This is a genomic window from Nocardia gamkensis NBRC 108242 (assembly GCF_001612985.1).
Taxonomy (GTDB): Bacteria; Actinomycetota; Actinomycetes; order Mycobacteriales; family Mycobacteriaceae; genus Nocardia; species Nocardia gamkensis.
On the sequence record NZ_BDBM01000006.1, the window covers coordinates 58,224 to 79,637 of the forward strand.

Annotated in this window: 24 protein-coding genes and 1 pseudogene; 12 read left to right on the forward strand and 13 right to left on the reverse strand. The window is 70.2% G+C overall.

Going from position 1 to position 21,414, the window contains the following annotated elements; genetic code table 11:
• Positions 1 to 64: 64 nt before the first annotated feature.
• A complete protein-coding gene (locus NG1_RS06620; RefSeq protein ID WP_062969325.1) occupies positions 65 to 1,282 on the reverse strand; it encodes an erythromycin esterase family protein in 1,218 nt (405 codons plus the stop codon).
• Positions 1,283 to 1,395: 113 nt separating this feature from the next.
• Between NG1_RS06620 and NG1_RS06625 the strand changes: the two genes are divergently transcribed.
• The 4 genes from NG1_RS06625 (at position 1,396) to NG1_RS06640 (ending at position 4,701) form a co-directional block, all read left to right on the forward strand.
• The gene (locus NG1_RS06625) at positions 1,396 to 2,106 is read left to right on the forward strand and encodes a MerR family transcriptional regulator (protein WP_062969024.1); all 711 of its coding nucleotides are present in this window, start codon (positions 1,396 to 1,398) and stop codon (positions 2,104 to 2,106) included.
• A 139-nt stretch (positions 2,107 to 2,245) separates the two neighbouring features.
• Positions 2,246 to 2,626 carry a BlaI/MecI/CopY family transcriptional regulator gene (locus NG1_RS06630; protein ID WP_040866763.1) on the forward strand — a complete coding sequence of 127 codons (381 nt, stop codon included), beginning with the start codon at positions 2,246 to 2,248 and terminating at the stop codon, positions 2,624 to 2,626.
• Positions 2,623 to 3,573, forward strand: coding sequence for a M56 family metallopeptidase (locus tag NG1_RS06635; RefSeq protein ID WP_062969026.1), 951 nt, complete (start codon positions 2,623 to 2,625; stop codon positions 3,571 to 3,573). Before NG1_RS06630 ends, NG1_RS06635 begins: the two co-directional genes overlap by 4 nt.
• A gap of 18 nt (positions 3,574 to 3,591) precedes the next feature.
• The gene (locus NG1_RS06640; protein WP_062969028.1) at positions 3,592 to 4,701 is read left to right on the forward strand and encodes a DNA glycosylase AlkZ-like family protein; all 1,110 of its coding nucleotides are present in this window, start codon (positions 3,592 to 3,594) and stop codon (positions 4,699 to 4,701) included.
• A gap of 255 nt (positions 4,702 to 4,956) precedes the next feature.
• Here the strand turns inward: NG1_RS06640 and NG1_RS06645 are convergent, their stop codons facing one another.
• Together NG1_RS06645 and NG1_RS06650 are read right to left on the reverse strand one after the other, a co-directional pair.
• Positions 4,957 to 6,387 (reverse strand): MFS transporter, encoded by a 1,431-nt coding sequence (locus NG1_RS06645; protein ID WP_062969030.1) that lies wholly within the window; start codon positions 6,385 to 6,387, stop codon positions 4,957 to 4,959.
• A gap of 13 nt (positions 6,388 to 6,400) precedes the next feature.
• On the reverse strand, positions 6,401 to 7,201 hold the full coding sequence (locus tag NG1_RS06650) for an acyl-CoA thioesterase (RefSeq protein ID WP_062969033.1): 801 nt from the start codon (positions 7,199 to 7,201) through the stop codon (positions 6,401 to 6,403).
• Between the two features lie 54 nt (positions 7,202 to 7,255).
• On the opposite strand from NG1_RS06650, the gene NG1_RS06655 reads away from it, so the two are divergent.
• The 3 genes from NG1_RS06655 to NG1_RS06665 are packed head-to-tail and all read left to right on the forward strand — an operon-like array spanning position 7,256 to position 8,722.
• Positions 7,256 to 7,726, forward strand: a complete 471-nt coding sequence (locus NG1_RS06655; protein ID WP_062969326.1) for a winged helix-turn-helix transcriptional regulator — start codon at positions 7,256 to 7,258, stop codon at positions 7,724 to 7,726.
• A 52-nt stretch (positions 7,727 to 7,778) separates the two neighbouring features.
• Positions 7,779 to 8,192 carry an NUDIX hydrolase gene (locus tag NG1_RS06660; RefSeq protein WP_062969035.1) on the forward strand — a complete coding sequence of 138 codons (414 nt, stop codon included), beginning with the start codon at positions 7,779 to 7,781 and terminating at the stop codon, positions 8,190 to 8,192.
• A gap of 32 nt (positions 8,193 to 8,224) precedes the next feature.
• Positions 8,225 to 8,722, forward strand: a complete 498-nt coding sequence (locus tag NG1_RS06665) for a hypothetical protein (protein ID WP_062969327.1) — start codon at positions 8,225 to 8,227, stop codon at positions 8,720 to 8,722.
• 27 nt (positions 8,723 to 8,749) lie between these two features.
• On the opposite strand, the gene NG1_RS06670 is transcribed toward NG1_RS06665, so the two are convergent.
• From NG1_RS06670 to NG1_RS06685, 4 genes are read right to left on the reverse strand one after another with little or no spacing between them, the layout of a single operon-like run.
• The gene (locus NG1_RS06670) at positions 8,750 to 9,349 is read right to left on the reverse strand and encodes a GTP-binding protein (RefSeq protein ID WP_040866767.1); all 600 of its coding nucleotides are present in this window, start codon (positions 9,347 to 9,349) and stop codon (positions 8,750 to 8,752) included.
• The gene (locus NG1_RS06675; RefSeq protein WP_040866768.1) at positions 9,330 to 9,704 is read right to left on the reverse strand and encodes a DUF742 domain-containing protein; all 375 of its coding nucleotides are present in this window, start codon (positions 9,702 to 9,704) and stop codon (positions 9,330 to 9,332) included. Before NG1_RS06675 ends, NG1_RS06670 begins: the two co-directional genes overlap by 20 nt.
• A gap of 8 nt (positions 9,705 to 9,712) precedes the next feature.
• Entirely contained in the window at positions 9,713 to 10,126 is a 414-nt protein-coding gene (locus NG1_RS06680; RefSeq protein ID WP_040866769.1) for a roadblock/LC7 domain-containing protein, read from the reverse strand.
• A gap of 2 nt (positions 10,127 to 10,128) precedes the next feature.
• The gene (locus tag NG1_RS06685) at positions 10,129 to 12,486 is read right to left on the reverse strand and encodes a sensor histidine kinase (RefSeq protein WP_063910278.1); all 2,358 of its coding nucleotides are present in this window, start codon (positions 12,484 to 12,486) and stop codon (positions 10,129 to 10,131) included.
• Positions 12,487 to 12,735: 249 nt separating this feature from the next.
• On the opposite strand from NG1_RS06685, the gene NG1_RS06690 reads away from it, so the two are divergent.
• Positions 12,736 to 14,289 (forward strand): succinic semialdehyde dehydrogenase, encoded by a 1,554-nt coding sequence (locus NG1_RS06690; RefSeq protein WP_062969039.1) that lies wholly within the window; start codon positions 12,736 to 12,738, stop codon positions 14,287 to 14,289.
• 64 nt (positions 14,290 to 14,353) lie between these two features.
• On the opposite strand, the gene NG1_RS06695 is transcribed toward NG1_RS06690, so the two are convergent.
• The gene (locus NG1_RS06695; protein ID WP_245659810.1) at positions 14,354 to 14,845 is read right to left on the reverse strand and encodes a DUF779 domain-containing protein; all 492 of its coding nucleotides are present in this window, start codon (positions 14,843 to 14,845) and stop codon (positions 14,354 to 14,356) included.
• Between the two features lie 71 nt (positions 14,846 to 14,916).
• Positions 14,917 to 16,131, reverse strand: a complete 1,215-nt coding sequence (locus tag NG1_RS06700; RefSeq protein ID WP_062969043.1) for a sigma-54-dependent transcriptional regulator family protein — start codon at positions 16,129 to 16,131, stop codon at positions 14,917 to 14,919.
• Between the two features lie 114 nt (positions 16,132 to 16,245).
• Between NG1_RS06700 and NG1_RS38100 the strand changes: the two are divergent.
• Positions 16,246 to 16,446: pseudogene (locus NG1_RS38100) on the forward strand (hypothetical protein); the annotation flags it as partial.
• A gap of 42 nt (positions 16,447 to 16,488) precedes the next feature.
• Here the strand turns inward: NG1_RS38100 and NG1_RS06705 are convergent.
• From NG1_RS06705 to NG1_RS06720, 4 genes are all read right to left on the reverse strand, one after another.
• A complete protein-coding gene (locus tag NG1_RS06705) occupies positions 16,489 to 16,812 on the reverse strand; it encodes a hypothetical protein (RefSeq protein ID WP_062969045.1) in 324 nt (107 codons plus the stop codon).
• A 79-nt stretch (positions 16,813 to 16,891) separates the two neighbouring features.
• Positions 16,892 to 18,031: an alkaline phosphatase family protein gene (locus NG1_RS06710; protein WP_062969047.1), complete on the reverse strand. Its 1,140-nt coding sequence runs from the start codon at positions 18,029 to 18,031 to the stop codon at positions 16,892 to 16,894.
• A 43-nt stretch (positions 18,032 to 18,074) separates the two neighbouring features.
• Entirely contained in the window at positions 18,075 to 18,386 is a 312-nt protein-coding gene (locus NG1_RS06715; RefSeq protein ID WP_062969049.1) for a nuclear transport factor 2 family protein, read from the reverse strand.
• Between the two features lie 58 nt (positions 18,387 to 18,444).
• Positions 18,445 to 19,074, reverse strand: a complete 630-nt coding sequence (locus NG1_RS06720; RefSeq protein WP_062969051.1) for a TetR/AcrR family transcriptional regulator — start codon at positions 19,072 to 19,074, stop codon at positions 18,445 to 18,447.
• A gap of 108 nt (positions 19,075 to 19,182) precedes the next feature.
• On the opposite strand from NG1_RS06720, the gene NG1_RS06725 reads away from it, so the two are divergent.
• The 3 genes from NG1_RS06725 to NG1_RS06735 are packed head-to-tail and all read left to right on the forward strand — an operon-like array spanning position 19,183 to position 21,402.
• Positions 19,183 to 20,259: an SDR family oxidoreductase gene (locus NG1_RS06725; RefSeq protein WP_062969053.1), complete on the forward strand. Its 1,077-nt coding sequence runs from the start codon at positions 19,183 to 19,185 to the stop codon at positions 20,257 to 20,259.
• 9 nt (positions 20,260 to 20,268) lie between these two features.
• Positions 20,269 to 20,469, forward strand: coding sequence for a hypothetical protein (locus NG1_RS06730; protein ID WP_062969055.1), 201 nt, complete (start codon positions 20,269 to 20,271; stop codon positions 20,467 to 20,469).
• Positions 20,470 to 20,517: 48 nt separating this feature from the next.
• Positions 20,518 to 21,402, forward strand: a complete 885-nt coding sequence (locus NG1_RS06735; RefSeq protein WP_062969057.1) for an LLM class F420-dependent oxidoreductase — start codon at positions 20,518 to 20,520, stop codon at positions 21,400 to 21,402.
• The last annotated feature ends 12 nt before the right edge of the window (positions 21,403 to 21,414 follow it).

Below are 21,414 nucleotides of genomic sequence, written 5' to 3' on the forward strand. Positions count from 1 at the left end.
CCCGGGCTGTTCGGAATAGCCGCCGAGACGCCCGCGAGCCGGCGTCAGAGGTCGGGGCGAAGGCCTACCAGTACTGATGCCGCTTTCCGTCGGTGTCGGCGATGAAGATGACCGCATCGGCGCCGTCCAAGTCCGGCGGGGTCAGCGGAATATGGCCGGGCACGAAAGGTGCGCTCGTGCTGATCGACGGAGCGAGCGCGGCGCGCAGGGCCTGGGCCGGGAACAGGGCACGGCGGGAGGTCGCCTCGGCCAATACGCGCTGGAGGGTGCCCGGCTCACTGTCGGGACTGGCGTCGGTTGCCACGAACACGTAGCGCTCGCCGAGGGTGAGTTCGGCGAGCGCGCCGGCGCTGCCCCAGTTCGCCTCGTCCCGGCCGATCGGCGTGTGGGACTGCACGCGCTGCAAGTGCGCGTTGTGCGCGAATACCAGGCTCGGTCCGCGTCGCTGCTCCTGCGCGACGATCGCGAGCAGGTTCTCGGCCATCATCTCGGCGCGCACGCTGAGCAGGGTCGCGATGCGATCGGGTGCGGAACCGGCCATGGCCGCGTGATAGCGCAGCAGGCCTTGGGCGGTGCGCGCGTGCGCGACGGCGTGGTCGTAGCCGGTCGGGTCGGCGCGACGCAGGCCGGGTGCCGCGCGGTGCAGCGCGCAGGCGAGATCGTCCGCGACGACGCGCAGGGCACGAGCGCGGTCCGAGTCTCCGATGGACGCAGCCGGGTCGTACATGGCCGCCTGGTTCGTCCAGTCCGCGTCCTCGCCGAGCAGTGCGTCGAGGTCGCGGATCGACCCGGGCCGCAGCGCCGCGGGCAGATAGTCGGTGACCGAGAACAGTGCACGTCGCGGACTCGGCGCGCCGGAGTGCTCCACCGGAGCGTCGAAGCCGTGGAAGCGAACCCGGTCCGACGGCGCGCGGGTGGCGTTGTGTGTGCGGAGCCATTCGACGAGTTCGCAGTTGCCCGGCACCGCGCCGAACCCGTGGCTGAACCCGGTCGCGAGCACCGTGTCGATGTCCGCGGTTGCCCCCGCCACGTAGTCGTCGACAACCGACGCGGCGAAGACATCGGTCTCCAGCACGATCGACCGGTACCCCCGTTCGACCAGGTGACAGAGGATCTCGTTGCGTAACAACGGGAACGCCTCGACCCCGTGCGTCGGCTCACCGAGGGCCAGCAGGGCCGTCGGCTCGGTCCGCGCCTCGAGCAGTTCGTCGAGGGCACGGCCCAGGCTTGCCGGGTCGTCGAGTTGGCGGCCGACGGCATGCAGTGCTGCGGCAGTGGACATGAGCACCCCTTTCCAGAAGGAACTGCCCTCGACAGTATCGTTGAACATTCGGATGAAACTTTCGCGACTGATCCCTGGTATTCAGGAATCGAAGCCTCAATCGGAGGTGTGAGCTGCGGCCGATCGACCTCGCCCGGGAACACGGTTTGTCCGCACAGGCGATCCGCAACTACGACGACGCGGGCATCCTTCCGCCAGCGGAGCGCAGTGAGGCCGGGTATCGGCGCTATACGGCCCTGCACGCGCAGGCGCTGCGCGCCTTTCTCGCATTGCGCGCAGGCCACGGGCACCGGCAGGCGACGGACATCATGCGCGCGACCAACCGCGGTGACTTCGAGTCCGCCTACCGGCTCATCGACGCCGCGCACGTCGCGCTGCTCACCGAACGCGACACCCGCAGCGAGGTCGCGACGGCCTTGGGCGGCCTGGCCCGCACGATGCCTACCGCTGTCCACGGCCGACCGCTGACCGTCGGTGAACTCGCGCGCCGGCTCGGCGTGCACGCGGCGACACTGCGCATGTGGGAGTCCCATGGCATTCTGCGCCCCGACCGGGACCGGGCGACGGGTTACCGCCACTACGGACCGGACTGCGTACGCGACGCCGAGATCGCACGACAGCTGCGCCGGGGCGGCTACCGACTGTCCCAGGTCGCGCGGTTCGTCGAGTCGCTGCGCGCGGCGGGCGGGGCGGACGCGTTGAGCGCCTTCCTCGACTCCTGGCAAGACCGGTTGACCACGCGCAGCCGCAACCTTCTCACCGGCGCGGCCCAGCTCGATACGTACCTCGCCATGCTCGATCGGACGCCGCGCGACACGGCGTGAGGGCACGGCCCCAGGCGTGCGAGGCATCCCGCAGCCCTGGTCGGCGCGGAAGGATCTACTGGTTGCCTCCGTAGTAACCGGCCGTAACCGGTACCCTGTTCCCACGACGGGGTACAGCTCGGATGAGGGAGTCGGTACGGTGCGTGGATTCGGGGATCTGGAGGCGGTGATCATGGACCGCATCTGGGATCAGGACGCAGAGGACACAACGGTGCGCGAGATCTTCGACGACCTGTCGGCTCAGCGCGACATCGCCTATACGACGGTGATGTCGACCATGGACAACCTGCATCGCAAGGGCTGGCTGGCACGCGAACGCGCCGGTAAGGCCTACCGATATTGGCCGACGCTCACCCGGGAGGAGCACAGCGCCCGGCTCATGCTCGAAGCGCTGGGGTCCGGCGGACGCTCCGATCTGGTGCTCAGTCATTTCGTCGATCGGATCAGCGCCGAGGAGTCGGCCGGGCTGCGTGCCGCGCTGCGCAGACTCGCGGCGCGCAAGTCACCAGAAGTCCCGTGAACCTGGCCATCGCGCTGACGCTGTACGGCAGCGTCGTGGCGAGTTTCGGTCCGCCCGTGCTGCGCAGTCTGACCCATCGCGGCATCGCGCCGCGGCTGGGCGTGATCGCCTGGGTCGTCGCGATCGTCGGCGCCCTGAGCGCCTGGGGGATCGCCGCGACGGTGGTGACCATCGAGTTCGCCACCTACTGGGGACATCCGAAGGACGCGCTGCGCTCCTGCGTGTCGTTCCTGTGGACGCCCATGCATGTGCACGGCGCCGCGGCCACCCGGGCGGCGACATTCGCCGTGGCGGCGCTGGTGGCCACCGGCACGGTGGCGCTCATCGCGCGCGCGGTGGGTGTCGTGGTGGACATGCGCAGGCGCACCAGCGTCCACGCCAGGGCCGTCCGCCTGGTCGGCAGGCCGGTGCCGGGTATCGGTGCGGTCGTGCTCGATTCGCCGGAGCGGCAGGTGTATTGCGTGCCTGGACGGCCCGACACCATCGTGGTCACCACCGCCGCGCTGGACGTGCTGGACGACGACCAGCTGGCCGCGGTGCTCGCGCACGAGCGCGCGCACCTGTCCGGCAGGCACGCGGCGTTGTCGGCGGTGCTGCGCGCGGTGGCCACCACGCTGCCGGGACTGCGCTTGTTCACCGTCGGTGCGGCGGAGATCGCCCGGCTGCTGGAGATGTGCGCCGACGACAAGGCCGCCGACGAGCACGGTTCGCTGCCGCTGCTGGGGGGGCTGCTGGCGATCGTCGGCGTCGTCGAGCCCGCGCCCCCGGGTGCGCTGGCCGCGGCGGGCACGGCGGTACTGGCCCGCGCCGAGCGGCTGGCCGACCCGGTCGGCGCGATCCGGCGAGCGACCACCCGCACCGCCCTGCTCGGCGTGATCGCGATGACGGTGACCGGGTCGGCGCTGGCGGCCGCGACGGTGGCCGGTGTCGGCGCGCTGCTGACCTGAGTGGGAGAAGGAGCACGCGTGCGGGCCACCTGGGATCAGGTCTTCGCCTGGCGGCTGGATCGTCAGTATGTCCGGTCCCGTGCGGACGAGGGCGCGGTAGCCATCGCCGGGCGTTTGTGCGGTGTGCAGGCCCAGGTCGCCTCCGCGGCGGAACTGGCGGTCGGGCTGCGCAGCACGAAACCGGAACCGAGCGGGCTGGTTCGCGCGCTCGGGGACGGCGCGCTGATGAAGACCTGGGCGATGCGCGGCACCCTGCACGCGCTCACTCCTGATCTGGCCGCCGCCTGCCTTGCGCTCATCGGCTCGGCACGCACCTGGGAGAAGCCCGCCTGGCAGAAGAACTTCGGCGCCTCGCCCGCGGAGGTGGCGGCGCTGGCCGAGGCGGTCGCCGAGGTGCTCGACGGCGCGGTGCTGACCCGCGAGGAACTGGTCGAGGCGCTGGTGTCCGAGCCGGGCTTCCACCGGCTCGGCGAGGAATTGCGCTCCGGCTGGGGCGCGCTGCTCAAACCCCTGGCCTGGCAAGGGGTGCTCTGCCACGGTCCGTCGCGGGGCGCCAAGGTGACCTTCGCCCGTCCCGCCCAGCTGGTGCGCGACTGGCCCGGCCTGCCCGAGCCGGATGCCGCGGCGCCCGCGGCGATCCTGGGTTATCTCGGCGCCTACGGCCCGGCGACGCCGGAGACCTTCGACGCCTGGCTCAGCCGCAACAGTCTGCGCAAATCCACGGTGCGGCGCTGGTTCGCCGAGTTGGGTGACCTGCTCACCGAAGTCGACGTGGAGGGCCGCCGCGGCTTCCTCCCGACCGATCAGGTCGACGCGCTGGCCGCCGCCGCGCCGAGCGCGACGGTGCACCTGCTCGGCGCCTTCGACCAGTACGTGCTGGGACCGGGCACCGGTGACACCGTCGCGCTGCCCGCCGCCCATCGTGCGAAGGTGAGCCGGACCGCGGGCTGGATCTCACCGATCGTCGTGGTGGGCGGACGTATCGCGGGCACTTGGGAACTCACCGAGGACGCCGTCGAGATCACCATGTTCGACGATGCGCCGTTGCCGAAGCGGGGGCTGGACGCCGCTGTCGCGCACGTGGCGCTGACCGCAGGGCGCGAAAGCCTTACGGTGCGGGCCGGGTAGCGATGCAGCGGGGGCCACATAGATCTTCGTCGCGCCCCAGTTGATGCCGGACCGGCTGAGCGACGTGGACCGTGGCGGCGAACGCGTGAGCTGTCCGGTCCGCCGGTCCGCGGCGGGGATTCCTGGCTGGAGCAGCACTCGTCGCCGATGGCCGTGGTGCGGCCGCTGCTCATCACCGCGGAATTCCTGCCGCTCGCGGACCGCCGATTCCAGCGCCTCAGCCGCTGAGCCGTCGCCTCACGTAGACCCGGCGGATCAGGCGACGGCCGACTCGGTGGCCGATTCCGGCTGCACGGCGGCGGGTTTCGGCATGCGGGCGGCTACGCCGACCACACCGGCGAGGACCGCGACCGCGGCCGTCACGTACCACCCGCGCCGGAACGCCTCCAGTGTCGCTTCCGGATCGGCGGGTGAGCCGAGCACCGCGACCAGCACCGCGACCCCGACCGCGAGACCGATCTGGCGCGCCATGCTCAACACGGCCGACCCGGTGGCGAACCGCTGTGGCGGCAGTCCGCTGGTGCCGGCCGCGAAGGCGGTCGGCAGGGTCAGGCCGACACCGACGCCGCTGACCACCATGCCGCCGAGCAAGCCGCCGACGTAGTCCGGCGTCAAGGTGATCGCCCGCGCCCACCACAGCATGCCCGCGCCGAAGATGATCCCGCCCGCCGCGATGACCGGCCCGGCGCCGATCCGCCCGATCAGCCGCCCCGCCAGGATCGCGATCACCGGCACCATCAGCGGGCCGGGCGCGACGGCCAGACCGGTGCGTATCGCCGACCAGCCCCACACGTTCTGCGCCCACAGCACCACCGACAGCAGCATCGCGCCGAAGGCGACGTTGAAGAAGACGGCGTTGCCGGTCATCCAGGCGAAGTTGGGCGCGCGCAGCAGTGCCGGATCCACCACCGGGCTGTGGTGCCGGGCCGAGGAGACCACGAACGCCACCGTCAACAGCGCCGCCACGGCGAACGCGGCCAGCACGCCCGCCGACGACCACCCCCAGTCCGTACCCTTCACCAGTCCGAGCACCAGCCCGGCGATCGCGCCGACCAACAGCGCCGCGCCGAACAGGTCGGGCATCCGCCCGCCGTCGCCTTCGGGATCGGGCAGCATCCGCACGCCGAGGACCACCGCGATCAAGCCGAACGGCACGTTGACCAGAAACACCCAGCGCCAGCCGAATTCGACGAGCAGCCCGCCCAGTACCGGGCCGAGCGCCGCGCCGAGGCCGCCGAAGGCGACCCACAGCCGCACCGCCGCGGCGCGGCGCTGCGGCGGCGCGGCCGCGAGCACCAAGCCGAGCGAGGCGGGCGTCAGCAGCGCCCCGCCGACGGCCTGCAGGACGCGGAACCCCACCAGCGACCCGACGTCCCAGGCGGTCGCGCACAGTGCCGACCCGGCGACGAATATCACCAACCCCAGCAGGAAGGTGGTTCGAATGCTGCGGCGGTCGCCGAGTCGTCCTGCCGGGACCAGCAGTGCGGCGAACACGATCGCATAGGCGTTGAGCACCCAGGACAGCCCGGAGATCCGCGCTCCGCCGAGATCGGCGGACATGTCCGGAAGGGCGACGTTGACGATGAACAGATCCAGGCTCGACAGCAGTACGCCGATCGAGACGACGGCGAGCACGGCCCGGAAGTCGGCGGCGGCCCGGTTCGGCGTCGCGGCAGGGGACGGCATGATCTTCTCCGTTTCAGCCGAGCACGCGGCGGGTCTGGCGGGCAGAGGCGAGCAGCAGGCCGCTCCGGTCCCAGATCGAGGTGTCGTCTACCGACCAACCGCCGCCGGTAGAGGCGTTCACCGTGCGAACCAGCACCGGCAGGCCACCGGTGGGCGCGTCGTGCACGTGCATCGACAGCGCCACCGTGGGGATCGCGACGGGCGCGCGCAGCATGGGAAAAATGGCGGGCGGCAGAGCGTCGGCGAGGATCGCGAGGGCCGCCGCGTCCGCGGGCAGATCGGGGCGGAGTGCGATCCAGGCGCACATCATCGGTTCGTCCGCGCCGGTGAGCGGCAGCGGTCCCGCCGCGGGACGGATATCGAAGTGGGCGCCCGCGGGCACGAGTTCGGGCGGGAGGGCGAACCGCGCGCAGGAATCGACATCGGGCACCCGCGGTGCCGGTGCGCCCGTGTACTTCGCGATGCCCGATTCCACGGTGCGACCGAGCGTGACGGACGCCGCCGCGACCGGGTTGCCATCCTGCTCGGCGTGCACGTCCAGCACTACGGTGCTGCGACCGACCGTGTGCTCGGCCGCGCGAAAGGTCAGTACATCCTCGGTGGGGCGGCCCAGGAACCGCAGGTCCACGGCCCGCACCGGCAAAGGTTCGGCAGCCGCCGCGCGAGCCACCTCGATGAGCAGAGCCGCGATCACGCCGCCGTGCGGTCCGGTCCATCCCCGCCAGGACCGGTCGACCCGCGCCTGCCACCGGCCCGCGCCGGTGTCGGTGAGCGCGAACTCCCCGGCGAGCGTCCGCGTAGTGAGTTGCTTCATGCAACGCACATTAGGATAGTGAGTTCTGTCAAGCAACTGACTATGCTGACGGATATGCGCAGGACGAGCTTCGAGGACATGAACTGCTCGCTGGCCCAGTGCCTCGAGGTGGTGGGGGAATGGTGGACGCTGCTGATCGTGCGCGACGCCCTGTTCGGCGTGACGCGCTTCGACGACTTCCACGCCCGGCTCGGCATCGCCCGCAATGTCCTCACCCAGCGTCTCGAGCATCTGATGGAGCACGGCGTGCTGACCAGAGAGCCCTATCAGGACAATCCGGTTCGCTACGACTACCGGCTCACCACGAAAGGCCGCTCGCTGTGGCTGGTCGTCACCGCGATGCGGCAGTGGGGTGACGAATGGGCCGCGCCGGACGGCCCGCCGGTGCAGACGACGCACGTCCCGTGCGGGAACGTCGCGACTGTCGAGCCGGTGTGCTCGGAGTGCGGTGAGCGCATCGCGCCGCGCGACCTGCGTCCCGTTCTCGGCCCGGGCGCCAAGGACGCTTCTCTCATTCCCGGGTGAGGCGGGCGCTGCCCATTCCGCGTTCGCCGTCGCGCGGCGATAGGCTGCGGCGGTGGCGGACGGGCGAGTGCGGCAGTTGATCGACACGGTGGCATGGGTGCGCATCGAGGACGGACGGATCCTGTGTGCCAGACCGCGCGGCAAGGACGTCTTCTACATCCCGGGCGGCAAGCGCGAAGGCGCCGAGACCGATCTGCAGACGCTGCTGCGCGAGATCGAGGAAGAACTCACCGTCGCGCTGCTGCCGGAGACCGCCGCCCACGTCGGCATCTATGAGGCGCCGCACGGTCCGGCGGACGGGGCGGTGGTGCGGATGAGTTGCTACACCGCGGAGTACCGCGGAACGCTCGCAGCGAGCAGCGAGATCGAAGAGGTCGCGTGGTTCTCCTATGCCGACCGCGCCCTCGTCCCTCCGGTCGACCAGATGCTGTTCGACGATCTGGTGCACGCGGGCCTGCTACGGTGAATCGCGGGCCGAACAGCGCTACCGTCGGCGGTATGTCGTGGTTCCGGGCACTCCTGCGTTACGCCGCCTACGCGCTGTGGGCGCTCCCGCTGGCGGTGCGGCGAATTCCGACCCGGCTGCGCGTGCCGCGGCGACTGCTCGGTGAATCCGTTCTGCCGCACAAATTCTCCGTCACCCGGTCGGTCTCGCATTCCGTGCTCAGTGGCGCGGTCGGCCTGACGGCCTGGTTTCTGGCCTTCCTGGCGATCGTCGCCGCGTTCCGCGGGGTCCTGTTTCCGGTCGTCGCGAGCGACAATCTCGAAGGATCCTGGGGCGGTCCCAGTTCGGCGGGTGCGTGGGCGGTGCACGCGGCGCTCGGTGTCGGGCTGCTGCCGGTCTGGCTGCTGGTCCTCGCCGGGCTGGGGGCGTTCCAATTGCGGCTCACCCGCGGCCTGCTCGGCCGGAACGGGCCGTGGTGGCCTGCTCCGGCCGCGGTAGTGCTGGCCGCGGGTGGCGCGCGGCTTTTCGTGGCCTGGCTGCGGCAGGTGTGAGGGTTCACAGGCGCAGCCGCCGCGCCCTCAGGTGGTGGCGTGTGCGCGTTGTGCCCGCTGGATGAGGTGTTCGACGAGGGTGAGCAGGACGTCCTTGCACGACCCTCGGTCGCGCGCGTCGCAGAGCATGACGGGGGTGGCCGAGTCGAGGTCGAGGGCGTCGCGTACTTCGTCGTTGGTGTAGCGCGGTGCGCCGTCGAAGCAGTTGACGCCCACCATGAACGGCAGACCGCGGCGCTCGAAGAAGTCCACGGACGCGAAGGAGTTGCCGAGCCTGCGGGTATCGGCCAGGACGACGGCGCCGAGCGCGCCGCGCGCCAGTTCGTCCCACAGGAACCAGAACCGGTCCTGGCCCGGTGTGCCGAACAGGTAGAGCACCAGGTCGCGGTCGATGGTGAGCCTGCCGAAGTCCAGCGCGACCGTGGTCGTGGACTTCTGCTCGACGCCCGACAGATCGTCGATTCCGGTGCTCACCTCGGTGATCAGTTCCTCGGTGCGCAGTGGCGCGACTTCGCTGATCGCCGAGACCATGGTGGTCTTGCCGACGCCGAACCCGCCGGCGACGAGGATCTTGACCGACGCGGCCAATTGCGGTGTGCCGCTCGGGTCAAAGTTTTCGGATTCCATCCAGTACCGCTCGCAATATGTTGAGGTCATCGGGTCCGGCCTCCGTCGGAACGGGAGCGCGGAAGATCAGTTGCCCGTCGCCGATCAGATCACCGACGAGGATCTTCGTCACCGCCAGCGGCAAACGCAACTGTGCGGAGACTTCTGCGACGGTCTGCGAAACCCGGCACAGGCGAAGGATATCGGCGTACTCGGGTTCGCTGCGTCGCAGTGTGGCCGCGGAGGAGTCCGCGATCACGGTGGTGAGCATATCCAGTTCGGGCCCCGCGCCGCTGGTGCGCCCGCGAGTGACCGCGTAGGGACGCACCAGAGGGCCGGCCGCCTCGTCGAACCAGGGCTCACGCGGATGGGTCATGGCAGGTCTTACTCGACATGTCCGACGAGATCTTGGCGTGCGGTCGTGGACAGATAGCTGCCGACGCGCTGGACCGTCAGATTCATCTCGTAGGCCACCATGCCGAGATTGGCCGACTCGGCGGCTTGCAGTGCCAGACAGGCGTTGTCGCCCGCGGAGGTCACGAACAGCACCGCGCGGTCGAGTTCGATGACCGCCTGGCGGACGCCGCCGCCGTCGAACCGGTTGCCCGCGCTGCGCGCCAGCCCGTAGAGCGCCGAGGACATCGCGCCGAAGTGTTCGGCGTCCTCGCGGTTCATACCGCTGGAGCGGCCGAGTAGCAGCCCGTCGGTGGACAGCACCACCGCGTGGCGCACGCCGGCCAGCCGGTCGACGAGATCGTCGAGCAGCCAATTGAGATCACCTGCGGGAGAAGCGGACACCCCTAGCCTTCCTGTTCGTCGGGGATGGTGGCGCGGCGGCCCTGCCTGGTTCCGTTCTCGATGGCGGACATCAGATCACGGGCCTGCTCGGCGGAGCGGGGAGCCTGCGCGGAGGCGGCTTGCTGCTCCTGGGCCGACTGCGCCAATTGCGGTGCGAGATTGGTCTGTCGGTGGCGCCGCGGCAACGGCGGGCGACCGTCGGAGCCCGGTTGCGTCGGAGCCTCGGTGTACGGGCGAGGGGCGTAGCGCGGGGGCGCGGCGGATTCGGCCGGCAGGGTCGCGACCGACGACGACGGGGTCTGCGCGGAATTCGCCGTCTCCGTCGCGATCGCGGGCGTGGTGATGAGCTTGCGGCGACTGCCGGGATCGGTGAGTTCCGCCGGTGTCTGCGGCATGCCCGAATCGGCCGCGATGAGGGCGGACGGAATGAGCACGATGGCCCTGATGCCGCCGTAATCGGAGTCCGACAGCCGCACCGCGATACCGTGGCGCGCCGCCAGTTGCGCGACCACGAACAATCCCAACCGGGAGTCGGCCGACAGGGCCGCCACGCCGAAATCCGGTGGATTGCGCAGTGTCTCGTTCAACCTGGCCAGGTCGGCTTCGGACATGCCCATGCCCTGGTCACCGATTTCGACCACGACACCTTTGCCGACCACGTTGCCGGTCACCTCGACACGCGACTGCGGCGGCGAGAAGGAGGTGGCGTTGTCCACCAGTTCGGCGAGCAGGTGGATGAGGTCGGCGACCACCGCGCCGAGCACGTGGACTTCGGGCAGCCGGGTCACCCGCACCCGGGCGTAGTCGAGGGTCTCACCGACGGCGCTGCGCACCAGGTCCACCAGCGGGACCGGGTTGCGCCACTGCCTGCCCGGCTTGCCGCCGCCGAGGATGGTGAGGTTCTCGGCGTTGCGCCGCTCCCGGGTCGCGAGGTGGTCGAGACGGAACAGGGTGTCGAGCAGGACCGGGTCTTCCTGTCGCTGCTCGGCTTCGTCGAGTATCTCCAGCTGCCGATGCACCACGATCTGGCTGCGGTGCGCGATGTTCAGGAACACCGCCTTCACGCCCTCGCGGGTACGAGCCTCGGCCACCGCCGCGGAGACGGCAGCGGAATGGGCGTGCTGGAACGCCTTGGCCACTTGGCCGATCTCGTCGCTGCCGTAGTCCAGGTTCGGGGACTCCGCGGCGGGATCGACGGCTTCGCCGTCGCGCAACCTGCGCATCATGTCGGGCAGCCGCTCGTCGGCCAGCGCGAGCGTTTCTCCCCGCAACCGCTTCAGCCTGCGAATGACACGGTTGGCCAAGGCGACCGCGATGACGAGCACCAGAACACCGATCACGAGCATGCCGCCACCCGTCACGGCGGATCGGGTCGCCGCCGCGGCGGCCTTGTCTTCGGCGGCCGCCTGGACATCCCGGTTGTACACCGACCAGGCGTCCAGCAACCCGCGGTTGACCTCGGCTGCCGCGCGGTGCCATTCGTCGGCGCTCAGCGGAAGCGGAGGCAGGCTCGATTGCCGTATGCCGGTGCTCGCGCTCGCCGCAGGGGGCGATGTGGTGGCGGAAGCCGCCGCGGCGCTGACGCGCTGGATGATGGCATTCTCCATCGCGGTCAGCTGTTGCCACGCCGTGCCGGTGGACAGCGCCTGAAGGCGGGCTTTGATCGGGCCGTCCAATTCGGTGATGAGCATGGCGATCTCGGCGTGGTAGAAGCCGGTCTGGCGGGTGTACTCATCGAGCGGGATGGGCGGGGGAGTGGCGCCGTGGACGTAGACCGCGCCGAGGGCGTTGCTGCGCGACATCGCCTCGCTCACGTAGAACAAGCGGATGCCCGCCACGGTGCCCACAGCGATATCGCTCTCCGGCGCGGTCCGCACGGTGGACTGCGCGCCCGCGGAGATCGGATCGAGCAACCGGTTGTAGAACGTGTACGCGTCCGGAATCGGCAGTGCGCCCGCGTCGGCGGCGGAGCGCACCGTCGTCAGGCTCTGCGTCAGCATGACGAGGTCGGCGTCCTTCTCGGTGATCTTCGTGTCGTCGACGTCGCGCAGGTTCGCGGAGGTCGCGAGCAGGTTTCGCACCGACGCGTCCACGCGCATGCGCGCGGGGCCGAGCGCGGAGGTGAGAGTGTCGTCGCCGGACAGCTGGGCGAGGGTGAGGTAGCGTTCCTGCTCGATCGCGTCCATGACCTCGCTGGTCACCGCGATGGCCTTCTGGCTCGCCGCAGCCCAGTCCTTCGCCTTGGTTCCTTCGGCTACCAGGTAGCCGGCGGCGCCCATGCCTGCCAACAGCAGAGTCAGACTCGGAATGAGCGCGATAGCCAGAATCCGGGTGCGGACCCCGAGCCTCGCTCTGAACATCGGCATAACGTAAACCACGACCCGGCGATACGGACAGCCGGTCCCGGTGAGTGGGACTCGATTTGACTCGACCGGGAAAACTGTGAGCTAGCGGGGGATCGTCACCCGGCCACGCACCGACCAAGAGGTATTCGGCGCCGAGGCGGCCGCGGACGAGTGCCGCGCATTCCGTCCGCAGTGGGTTCATGACAGGCGATATCGGGCGTAGATTGTGTGTATCGCAAAGTTACTCACAAGTAGGAGGCACCGATGCCCGCGCCGGAAGCCGATGTATTCGACCGCCTCAGCGCGCTGGCCGCGATCGAGGCGCCCGCGGAACGTCCGCGCAGGACGATCGCCGAGACGTTCACCGGAAACTCCCTGGGCAGCGTGCCGGTCGGCACGCCGGCCGACGTCACCGCCGCCTTCGACAAAGCCAGGGTCGCGCAGCAGCGCTGGGCGGCCCGTCCGGTCGCCGAACGCGCCGCCGTGCTGGACCGTTACCGCGCTCTGGTGGTGGAGCACCGCGAGTTCCTGATGGACGTGGTGCAGGCCGAGACCGGCAAAGCCCGCTGGGCGGCCCAGGAGGAAATCATGGGCCTGATGTTCGCGGCCCGTTATTTCGCCAAGATCGCCCCGAGCGTGCTGGACACCCACCGGGTAGCGGGCGCCTTCCCCGTGCTCAACCGCGCCTCGGTCCGGTATCAGCCCAAAGGCGTGGTCGGTGTCATCGCGCCGTGGAACTATCCGCTGCTGCTGTCGATCGGCGATTCCATTCCGGCGCTCATCGCGGGCAACGCCGTGGTGGTCAAGCCCGACAGCCAGACCCCGTTCTCCACGCTGGCCGGTGCCGAGCTGCTCTACCGAGCAGGCCTGCCGCGCGAGCTGCTCGCGGTCGTCCCCGGGCCGGGCGGCGTGGTCGGGACCGCGATCGTCGAGAACTGCGACTACCTGATGTTCACCGGTTCCTCGGCGACCGGCCGCACCCTGGCCGAGCAGTGCGGCCGCAGGCTGATCGGTTTCTCCGCCGAACTCGGCGGCAAGAACCCGATGATCGTCGCCGCGGGCGCCGACCTGGACAAGGCCGCCAAGGCGGCCGTGCGCGCCTGCTTCTCCAATGCCGGGCAGCTGTGCATCTCCATCGAGCGGCTCTATGTCGAGCGGCAGGTCGCCGCGGCGTTCACCGAGAAATTCGTCGCCGCCGTACACGCCGCGAAACTCGGCGCCGCCTACGACTATTCGGCCGACATCGGCAGCCTCATCTCCGAAGCGCAACTGGAAACGGTGTCCAAGCACGTCGCGGACGCCACCTCGAAGGGAGCGAAGGTGCTCACCGGCGGCAAGGCCCGCCCGGACCTGGGTCCGCTGTTCTTCGAGCCGACCGTGCTCGGCGAGGTGACCGACGAGATGGAATGCGGTCGCAACGAGACCTTCGGCCCGCTGGTGTCGATCTATCCGGTCGACAGTGTCGAGGAGGCGGTGCGCCTGGCCAACGACACCGACTACGGCCTCAACGCTTCGGTGTGGGCGGCGAGCAAGTCCGAAGGCGAGCGGATCGCGGCGCGGCTGCACGCGGGCACGGTCTGTGTGGACGAGGGCTACGCGCCGGCGTGGGGCACCACCGGCGCCCCGATGGGCGGAATGGGCATCTCCGGTGTGGGGCGCCGCCACGGGCCCGACGGTCTGCTCAAGTTCGCCGAACCGCAGTCGATCGTGGTCACCCGCTTCATGAATCTCGATGCGCCGAAGCTGTTCCCGAAGGACAAGTGGCAGCCGTTCCTGATGACCGTAGCGCGCAGCCTGCGTTTCCTGCCCGGGCGCTGACACACGACGTCCGCCCGGGTGGTCGTGCCCACCCGGGCGGACGACCCGCCGGTTCGTGCAGGGGTCACGCCAACCGGTCGGCTCCGGTGCGCGGCGGCCCTCCGGCCGCCAGCGCCGCTGCTTCCTCGTCGGTGAGCAGTCGTGATCTGATGACGAAACGTGTGTCCTCGAGAGCGTCGGAAGCACGGCCGCCGGGTGCTTCGGCCACATCCACGGTGAGGTGGGTGTGCTTCCAGTGCTCGTACTGCTCGCCGCTGATCCACACTTCGGTGTGCCAGGGCAGATTTCCCAGCAGGACGTCGGCGCGGTCGATGCTGGACTCCCGGATGGGCAGGCACCGTGGCGAGTCGCTGTCGCGGTGTCCGGCGGACTGGTGCAGCAGCACGGCTCCGTGCTGATCGATCACGCTGCGCAAGACCGCCCTGGCGCGGTCGGTGATGTCCACCCGGTGCGTTCGATGCGTCCCCATGCCGTTCGACCGGCGTGGCGGACGTGGCCGGGCTGCGTCGGGTAGTCGGCGATGCCGCAGTCCCGTCCCCGGTCTGGTGTAGCTCATGATTCCTCGCAGATATCTCGGACAGATCCACTATGGTCCGCGGAGGTTGGTGCGAGGTTGGTGTGAAAGCGTCAGTCGCGCAACGCCGTATGCAGCCGAGCCGCGACCACCGCGCGGCGCACGTCGTCGGGCGGGAGCAATCGCAGCGCGTGCTCGTGTACCGCGACATCACGGGGCGCGCGTTCGCCGAAGGCCACGGCGTGCTCGGCTCGGTCACCGGCGAGCACGGCGGTCCGCACGCCGACATCGAGGTAGTCGCGCCACTGCAGCACGCCGGGCGCCTCCGATCCGGGCAGCAGCGGCCCCCGGTACAGCCACACCGCCGAGGTGGTGTCACCAGCGGTGATGGCGGCGAACAGGTCGACGGCGTCGCAGGACACCGGACCGGTCAACGCGTAACGGCGATTGCTGATCGCACCGCCGATCGCGCGGCGCAGATGCGAGACATCGGCTTTGAGCGTGCTGCTGGACACCGAACGGTCGCCGTACAGGGCGGCGTGCAATTGCTCCGGGGTGAAGCCGTCCGGCTGCAGCGCCAGCAGGGCGAGGATCTCCAGCTGCCGAGGCGGCAGCGGCAGCGGCACCCCGTCGCGTACCAGCCGTGCGGCGCCCAGGCACTCCAGCCGGATCCCCGGCTCGGGCGCGGGCTCCGCGGTGCGCAGCATCGTCTCCACGGCCGTCACCAGCGCGCGCACCGAGGTGAGCACCGCGGGATGCGAGCGGTCCCAGGAACTCGACAGATCCAGCGCGCCGACCTGCCTGCCGTCGGGTCCGTGGATCGGCGCGGAATAGCAGACCCAGCCGTGCAGCGCGGCGATCAGGTGCTCGGCGGAGAACACCGAGGCGGGGCGGTCGGTGTGCAGCGCGAGTGCCAAGCCGGTGGTGCCCATATGGCTTTCGTCCCAGCATCCACCCGGCGCGAGGTTGACCTGCTCGGCCTGCCTGCGCAGCGTGCGGTCACCGCAGGACCACAACACGGTGCCCGCGCTGTCGGTGACCACCGCCAGATACCCGGAATCCTCGGTGATGGCGCGCAGATCACCCGCCAGTGCCGTCACCGGTTCGCGCAGTGGCGACGCGGCCCAGCGATCACCGATGTCGTCGATCCCCGGCGCGATCGTGCGACCGGGATCGACGGTGTGCAGCGAGCGCCGCCAGGATTGTGCTACGTCGTTGCGCAGGACGGTGTTCCGGGGGCGTGGTACCGCCCGTGGAGTCGTCGCCCAACGCTCCCATTCTCTTTCCAGTTCGACCCGCTGCTGTGTGAGGGCGCGGAACCGTGCCACGTGCAAGACCCGTCGTCGTGTGAGCTCGAATTCTCCCTCTCATTCTGGCGTACGCCGACCGGCGTGGCGAGCGCCCGGAGCCCTACCGGCCGGTCGCCGGCGCTTTCGAGCGAAGTGGGCCACGACGCCCTAGGCTGCTGGCATGGCGACCGGTTTCGAGCGGGCACGCCCCATGTGACACGCGCCGACGGACCGCGCGGTAACCCGGTCTATCAGGTCGGGGGCAAGTCGTTCGTGTTCTTCCGCACTCCCCGTCCGGATGCCGTGGACGCGGTGACCGGCGAGCGCTACGCCGATGTGATCGTGATCTGGGTGCCGCGGCGGACTGGCTGGCCGCCCATCCGCCGCGCTGAGCGGTCACTTCCGGATGAAGATCCCGGCCACGTCGGCGTTCTTGATGGGGGTGTCGGTGTTGGCCTGTGCGCCGCACAGCAGGTCGACCGACACCATCGTCGCGTCCACGACGGTCCCCGCGGGCTCGCGGTCGTCCTGGCTCTGCTGCTTGACGAACTTGGTGATCGTCGTGCGCTTGGTGTCCTGATCCTGCTTGACGTACTCGCTGCACGGGGTGTCGCCACCGCGGTTGAGGGCGCGTTCGATGTCGGTGCAGCCGGTGAGGGCCATGGCGACCATCGCGAACCCGAGGCCGGTCCGACCGGTCCGTGACAGCGTGGCGTTCATGGGCTCCTCCTGAAGGGTCGGCGGCGACACCCGCCGCGATCGGACTCCAGACTAGAGCGCTGTTCACCGAAGACGGGCGCTAGGCACGGAAGACGCACAGCGGCACCTCGACTTCCGCCGGAGTGAGCGAACCGTGCTGCCCGACCAGCGACGACTGCAATGGTTCGACGCCGCTGCGGATGACACCGCGCCGCCCTCGCGCGAGCACGACCAGATCGCCGATGCGCTGGGCGATCGCGGGGTCGACGGTGGGGCCGAACCAGCCGCGGGCCACGATCTCCTCCTTGCCGAGGACCTCGAAGTCCGGGCCGAGCGTGGCCTGCCAGGCCGCCGCGACGTCGGATTCGGCGCCCGGCACGGTGTAGACGTGCCGGGCCCGCGCTTCCCCGCCGAGCGCCCGGACGCCTTCTCGCAGGACGGGGGTGGTGTCGAAATCGATGCTGTCGTCCATCTGCACCATGCCGTGGTCGGCGGTGACCAGCAGCGCCGCGCCCGGGGGCAGCTCGGCGGCGAGCGCGGCGGCGAGCCGGTCGGCGTTGGCCAGTTCCAACGCCCAGGCCCGCGACGACGGGCCGCGCACGTGTCCGGTCAGGTCGAGATCGCCGTGGTAGGTGTAGACCAGTGAGCGCGGCCCGGCCCGTAATGCCTCGCTCACACCGGCGACGAGATCGCCGAACGACAACTGGGGCAGGAACCGGCAACCGCGCAGCACCGCCTCGGTCAGTCCCGATCCGGCCTGATCGCGCGGCGACACCTGTGCGACGGCGATGCCATCGGCGACGGCGCGCTGGAAAACGGTTGGGCGGGGCTGGAACTCCGCCGGGATCAATTCTTTCCGCAGGTCGGACTTCGGCGCCCCGTGCAGCCGCCAGGACAGCGGGGTGAACAGCCGGTCGTAGCCGGGGACGTGGAACAGATAGCCCACGATCCCGTGCTCGCCCGGCGGAACGCCCACCCCGAGCGAGGCGAGGCTGGTGGCCGTCGTCGTGGGGAAACCGGCCGTGAGCCGGACCGGCTCGAGGCCGGACAGGAATGGCGCCGCTGTGGGATCGGCGACGAGATCCTGATAACCGAGCCCGTCCACCAGCAGAACGCAGACCCGGTCGGCGTTCAGGCCCAGCCCTAGGCGGTCTTCCTCGCCCGGCACGCCCAGACCGGCGAGGACGGAGGGGAACACATCGGCCAGGGAACCGGTACCATAACGCGGCGCGACGAACACGAAGGTCAGAATGTCAATGTCGGCGGCTGCCTGGCAAGGGTATTCACGCCTGTCCGGTCTCGAAACGGCTCACCTTGCCGTCGCGCAGGACGAATCGCCAGGTGGTCCGCATCGAGCCCCATCGCGAATTGGTGTAGTCGGCAACCAGTTCGGTGCCGTTGTCGCCGATGGACTCGATCCGCATGCGGGCGTTGCTGTCGAAGATCTCCGCTCCGGTCCACTGCGCGAGGTCGCGCTCCACACCGTCGTCGGACATGGTGGCATCGTCGGTGAGCACCGCGTAGAACCGGTCCTGATCGTTGGCGTTGAGCGCGTCGACGAACTCCTGCACCGTCGGATCCAGCTGCGCGGTCATCCGTGTCGTCCTCTCGGATCGGTGGGAAGCATCGGACAGCAAATGCCTGGCGTCTACTCTAGGTCAGCGGCGTCGTGCTCGGCTCGATCAGAGCTGCGAAGGTTCGCATGACATCGTCAACCGACGCCGCGGCGTTCGTGCCGAACTGTTCCGCGCGTTTCTCCAGTTGGCCGTCGAGCCACAGGGAGGCCAGCCCGTGGCCGAGCCCCCAGAACATGACCGCCAACGTGTCGGCCTTGTCGGCGGGCAGCGCTCCCGCGCGGACACACTCCGCGATCGCGTCGGTCAGGACGCCGAACGCCGCGTCGCCCGCCCCCATGGTGTCGGGATGCTTGTCGGGCTGGGAGAGTTCGGGCCGGAACATCAAGCGGAAGTACGCCGGGTGCTCGCGGGAGAACCGCACGTAGGCGTTCGCCAGCGCGGTCAGGGCGGCCATCGGCGTTTCCGCCTCGGCGCGGGCCGCCGCCAGTCGCGTTCCGAGTAACTGGAAGCCCTGGGTGGACAGCGTCGCGAGCAGGGCGGCCCGGTCGGGGAAGTGGTGGTACGGCGCCGCCGTGCTCACCCCTGCCTCGCGCGCCACGCGGCGCAGGCTGACCGCCGCGAGTCCTTCCGTCTCGATCAATCGCAGGCAAGCGGCCAGCAGCGCGTCGCGCAAGGCGCCGTGGTGGTAACTGGTCCGCGTCACCATCCGAGCGTATGCGACGCGTCCTGGACAACCTAACTATGCAGTGCTTAGATTATCTGAGCGGCGCTCAGATGGCGGCCGCGGTAGTCACTCGACGAGAGGGATGAGCACATGAGCACACGGGTAACGGTCACCGGCGCAACGGGATTCGTCGCAGGCCACGTCATCGCCGAGTTGCTGGAACACGATTACGCCGTGCGCGCGACGATCCGCGACCTCACAGGCGCCGGCAAGCGAGCACACCTGGTGGAACTGGCCCGCCGCACCGGCGGCGAACTGGAGTTCGCGCAAGCCGATCTGAACGGCGACGCGGGCTGGGCGGCCGCCGTGGCGGGCAGCGTCGGCGTCTTGCACGTCGCCTCTCCGTTCCCCGCCACGCCGCCCGACGACGAGCGCGAACTCGTCGACACCGCGGTCGAAGGAACTCTGCGGGTGCTGCGCGCCTGTGCCGCCGCGGGCACCGTCCGCCGCGTGGTGCTCACCTCCTCGATCGCCGCGATCGCTTACGGTCACACCGACGACGCCCTGCGCACCGAGGCCGACTGGACGGTGGTCGAGCGCAGCCCCGCCTATCAGAAGAGCAAGACGCTCGCCGAGCGGGCGGCCTGGGATTTCGTCGCGCAACTCCCGGCCGCCGAGCGATTCGAGCTGGTCGTCGTCAATCCGGGCATGGTGCTCGGACCGTTGCTGTCGGCGGCGACGAGCACCTCGCACGAGCCCGTGCGGCGGTTGCTGGCCGGAGATGTACCCGGCACGCCGCGGGTCGGCTGGGCGCCGGTGGACGTGCGTGATCTCGCCGCGGCGCACCGGCTCGCGCTGGAGACCCCGGCAGCCGCGGGCAACCGCTACATCTGCGCGGGCGAGCACCTGTGGATGGAGGATATGGCGCGCATCCTCGCCGAGGAATACGGGCCGCGTGGTCTCCGGGTGCCGACCAGACGGCTGCCGAACTGGGTGGTGCGTTGTGTCGCGCTGTTCGACAAGGGCGTCCGGCTGACACTGCCGAGCCTGGGACGCCCCGAGTCGCTCAGCGCCGACAAAGCCGTGCGCGAACTCGGCTGGACCATGCGTCCGGTGCGGGAATCCGTGGTGGACACCGCGGAAAGCCTGCTACAGCGCGGGATCGTCGCGGCGCCGCGGCGCAGGTCCGCCGCGCCGGCCGCCGCGCCGCGCGCCGCGCGCGTCTGAGGGGCGGGCATGCTGATCGCGACATTGATCATCACCACGGTCGCGATGACGCGGCGTTGGTTCGCCCGCCGGTCCCCGCGCGGGAACTCCGCCGGGCGCGGCATCCCCGGCTCGGTCCGGCGGGCGTGGCGTCGCCCGTTACCGCTGGCCGCCACCCTCCTCGCACTGCTCGGCGTCGCGGTGGTGGCGGGCACGCCGGCCCAGTGCTGAACCGGCCCCGGCGTCCGGCCTTCCGACGTGATTCGCTAGACAGAGCACGTGACTGCGCAGCGCCCCTTCCGGTTCGGTGTCAACATGGTGGTCCCCGAGGGCCGGTCGAATTGGATCGAAAAGTGCCGCCGGGCAGAAGAACTCGGCTTCGACGTGGTCGGCGTCGCCGATCATCTCGGCCTGCCCGCGCCGTTCCCCGCGATGATCCTGGCCGCCGAGGCGACCGAACGGGTGCGGTTGAACACCTTCGTGCTCAACACCGCGTTCTACAATCCGGTCCTGCTGGCCCGCGACGTGGCAGGCGCCGATCAGTTCACCGACGGGCGCGTCGAACTCGGGCTCGGCGCCGGCTACGTGCAGGCGGAATTCGAGGCCGCGGGCATCCCGTTCGAAAGCGGGAGCAAGCGCGTCGAGCACCTGGAGCAGACGGTGATCACGTTGCGCCGCCTGTTCTCCGACCCGGAGTATCAGCCGCAGCCCGCCCAGCCGTCGGGTCCGCCCGTGCTCATCGGCGGATGGGGTGATCGGTTGCTCGCCGTCGCCGCGCGGCACGCCGACATCATCGCCTTCACCGGGGCCGCTGCCGCGCGCAACGGCGGACCGTTGCAGATGGCCGGGCTCGCCGAGATCGAGGAGCGCGTCGCCTACGTACGGGAACTGCTCGGTCCGCGGCTGGACAAGGTCGAGTTCAACATCCTGGTGCAGCGGGTGGTCCCGCCGGAGGAACGCGCGAGCGTCCTGGAGGTCTTCGGTCCGGCGTTGCCGCCGGACGTCGCCGACTCCCCGGAGGAGCACCCGATCCTGCTCATGGGCACCCCCGAGGAGATGGCCGACCACCTGCGCGCCCGGCGCGACCGCTACGGCATCAGCTACGTCACCGTCCTCGAGGACAGCATGGAGAAGTTCGCCGCCGTCATCCCGTTGCTGCGCTGATCCGTCGCCCGC